The organism is Devosia sp. (genome assembly GCF_017307565.1).
In the GTDB taxonomy this organism is placed as follows: Bacteria; Pseudomonadota; Alphaproteobacteria; order Rhizobiales; family Devosiaceae; genus Devosia.
Genome location: NZ_JAFKHD010000297.1, coordinates 1 through 3,261 on the forward strand (window position 1 = coordinate 1; position 3,261 = coordinate 3,261).

Here is a 3,261-nt window from a genome sequence, read left to right on the forward strand (position 1 = left end):
GTCGAGCGCTCTCGGCCAGGATCTCGGCGCTTCTTCTGAAGCTCCGGCCGAAGATCTTCCGGGCGAAGGCGAAGCTGTCAACTAAGTCCGGTATTTCCGGATTTGTCCTGAATGAAACTATGCGGCCCCTGAATGGGGCCGCCGAAAGGTGAACCCATGGAAATCACTGCTGCACTGGTTAAGCAGCTCCGCGACTCGACCGGCGTCGGGATGATGGACTGCAAGAAGGCTCTGGCCGAAACCAATGGCGACATGGAAGCTGCCGTCGATTGGCTGCGCACCCGTGGTCTTGCCAAGGCCGCCAAGAAGGCCGATCGCGTCGCCGCTGAAGGTCTGGTTGGTGTTGCAACCTCCGGCACCAAGGCCGCCGTGGTCGAAGTCAACTCTGAAACCGACTTCGTTGCCCGCAACGAGCAGTTCCAGAACATCGTCGGTACCGTTGCCAAGCTCGCTCTCGATGCTGATGGCGACGTTGCCAAGCTCGCCGAAATGCCGTTCCCGGGCGCTGGCCACTCGGTTCAGGCAGAACTGACCGAAGCGATCGCCAAGATCGGCGAAAACATGAACCTGCGTCGCACCGTGACCCTCTCGGTCACCGATGGCGTGGTCGAAAGCTACGTGCACAACGCCGTCAAGGGCGGTCTGGGCAAGATGGGCATCCTGGTCGCTCTCGAATCGACCGGCGACAAGGCCGCTCTCGCGGCCCTCGGCAAGCAGCTTGCAATGCACATCGCTGCCACCAACCCGCTGGCGATCGACCCCAGCGAACTGGACCAGGAAGTCGTGGCGCGCGAGCGCTCCATCATTCTCGAGCAGGTCAAGGAATCGGGCAAGCCCGCCGAGATCGCTGAGAAGATGGTCGAAGGCCGTCTGCGCAAGTACTACGAGGAAGTCACTCTCCTCGCCCAGACCTTCGTGATCGATGGCGAAACCAAGGTGGCTGATGCCATCAAGAACGCCGAGAAGGAAGTTGGCGCACCGGTCAAGCTGACCAAGTTCGTGCGCTACGCCCTCGGCGAAGGCATCGAAAAGGTTGAGACCGACTTCGCTGCCGAAGTTGCTGCGACCGCAGGCGTCAAGGCCTGATGACTTCTGGACGGGCCTTCACGGCCCGTCCTCCGCTCTCCGGTGCGGCCGGATCGAGCTTCACATGTTTCATTTACTTCCTGCGTGGCTTGGCCTTCAGCTTGCGGCAGTTTTGCCCTAGTGTCCAAAAGGTCTTGCAGAGTCGCGAGCCCGCAGTCTCTACCATGAGGTCTTCCGATGGCGTCGAGCTACAAGCGCATTCTGCTCAAGGTTTCGGGCGAGGCGCTGGCGGGAGATAATTCGTTCGGTATCGAGCCTCCATTTCTCCAGGCAGTTGCCAAGCAGATCGCCGACGCGGCGCGGTCCGGCATCCAGGTCGCCATCGTTGTCGGCGGCGGCAACATATTCCGCGGCATGGCCGGCGCTGCCGATGGCACCGACCGCGTGACCGCCGATCTGATGGGCATGCTGGGCACGATGATCAATGCTCTCGCCCTCTCCAATGCCATTACCCGCCAGGGCGTCAAATCCAAGCCGTTCAGCGCTGCGACCATGCCGTCCGTGGCGGACACCTTCACGGCGCGTGATGCCAAGCAGGCGCTAGAAGAAGGGTTCGTGGTTGTCCTTGGCGGCGGCACGGGCAATCCGTTCTTCACCACCGACACTGCCGCCACGCTGCGCGCCATCGAGCTCGAATGCGACGTGGTGCTGAAGGGTACAAAGGTTGATGGCGTTTATTCCGACGACCCCAAGAAGAACCCCGACGCCGTGCGCTATAGCCATATCGGCTACGACGAAGTCATCGCGCGCAACCTCAAGGTGATGGATACAGCTGCATTCGCGCTTGCCCGCGACAGCCACATGCCCATTATTGTATATGCCCTTGATGAGCCTGCTGGCCTTTCGGGTGTTCTGGAAGGCAAGGGCCTTTCGACCCGCGTGGGCGACCCGGCCTAGGGCAGGGCACCACATGCCCGTTGCACCTTTCCGGTGCGAGTTTAATAGAGAAGCGCGCCCCTTGCCGGCAGCGCCAAATGACTGGAAGGACCTCGGCCATGGCCTATGATCTCACCGACATCAAAAACCGCATGCATAAGTCGATCAATTCGCTCAAGGACGAACTGTCCGGTCTGCGCACTGGCCGGGCCAGCGCCAGCCTGCTCGAGCCCGTCACCGTCGATGCCTATGGTTCGCGTACGCCGCTTAATCAGGTCGCGACCGTGACCGTTCCCGAGCCGCGCATGCTCTCGGTTCAGGTCTGGGACCGTGGCCTCGCCAATGCCGTCGAAAAGGCTATCCGCGATAGCGGCCTTGGCCTCAACCCGATGGGCGAGGGGCAGGTTATCCGTGTTCCGCTGCCCGAGCTCAACGAGCAGCGCCGCAAGGAGCTTGCCAAGGTTGCCCACACCTATGCCGAACAAGCCCGTGTCGCTGTGCGTCACATTCGTCGCGACGGCATGGATGCCTTGAAAAAGGCAGAGAAGGACGGCGACATGAGCCAGGACGACGCCAAGAAGCAGTCCGATCTCGTGCAGAAGGCGACTGACGACGCTGTCAAAGAGATCGACGCGATCGTGGCGGCCAAGGAACAGGAAATCATGCAGGTCTAAGGACCTGCTTGTAAGCGCCGCCGGGAGGGGCGTGAATGGCAAGCGAGATCGCCGCGAAAATGAGCCCGGACCTTGGTTCGGGCCTCCGCATTCCGGTTCACCTGGGCGTGATCATGGATGGCAATGGCCGTTGGGCCAAAGCCAAGGGTAAGCGTCGCACTGAGGGGCATGTCGAGGGGGTGCACGCGCTGCGCAACCTCGTGCAGTCATGCATCAAGCACGGTGTTGGCTATCTCACCGTTTTCAGCTTCTCGTCCGAGAACTGGGCGCGCCCGGCGGAAGAAGTCTCGTTCATTTTCGGCCTGCTGCGCCGTTTCGTTGCGTCCGATCTCCAGCGTCTCATCCGCAACAATGTTCGCATCCGCATCGTGGGGGCGAGGGCGGGGCTGGAGCCGTCGCTGGTTCGACTTATCGAGGATGTCGAGGCCAAGACCGCGTCCAACACTGGCCTGGTGCTTGTTGTGGCCTTTAACTACGGCGCTCGCGCCGAAATAACCGACGCCGTCCGTCGCCTGGCCGTGGAGGCCGCCGCTGGGCGGCTCGATCCGTCCAGCATCGATGAGAGCACAGTGTCGCGGGCGCTCTACACCGCCGATATTCCTGATCCTGACATCATCATCCGCAC

At 61.6% G+C, this 3,261-nt stretch carries 4 protein-coding genes; all 4 read left to right on the plus strand.

The window, feature by feature from the left end:
• Positions 1-156 precede the first annotated feature (156 nt).
• Positions 157-1,086 (plus strand): translation elongation factor Ts, encoded by a 930-nt coding sequence (gene tsf / locus J0I64_RS08890; protein ID WP_291407262.1) that lies wholly within the window; start codon positions 157-159, stop codon positions 1,084-1,086.
• Between the two features lie 177 nt (positions 1,087-1,263).
• A complete protein-coding gene (gene pyrH / locus J0I64_RS08895; RefSeq protein ID WP_291407263.1) occupies positions 1,264-1,983 on the plus strand; it encodes a UMP kinase in 720 nt (239 codons plus the stop codon).
• Between the two features lie 77 nt (positions 1,984-2,060).
• Entirely contained in the window at positions 2,061-2,636 is a 576-nt protein-coding gene (gene frr / locus J0I64_RS08900) for a ribosome recycling factor (protein ID WP_291407266.1), read from the plus strand.
• 35 nt (positions 2,637-2,671) lie between these two features.
• A partial coding sequence (gene uppS, locus J0I64_RS08905) for a polyprenyl diphosphate synthase (RefSeq protein ID WP_291407268.1) occupies positions 2,672-3,261 on the plus strand: 590 nt, incomplete at its 3' end.

What these genes read in the sequence shown, in the direction of transcription:
- tsf (WP_291407262.1), top strand. Translation starts at nt 157, where the DNA reads ATGGAAATCACTGCTGCACTGGTTAAGCAGCTCCGCGACTCGACCGGC.
- pyrH (WP_291407263.1), top strand. Translation starts at nt 1,264, where the DNA reads ATGGCGTCGAGCTACAAGCGCATTCTGCTCAAGGTTTCGGGCGAGGCG.
- frr (WP_291407266.1), top strand. Translation starts at nt 2,061, where the DNA reads ATGACTGGAAGGACCTCGGCCATGGCCTATGATCTCACCGACATCAAA.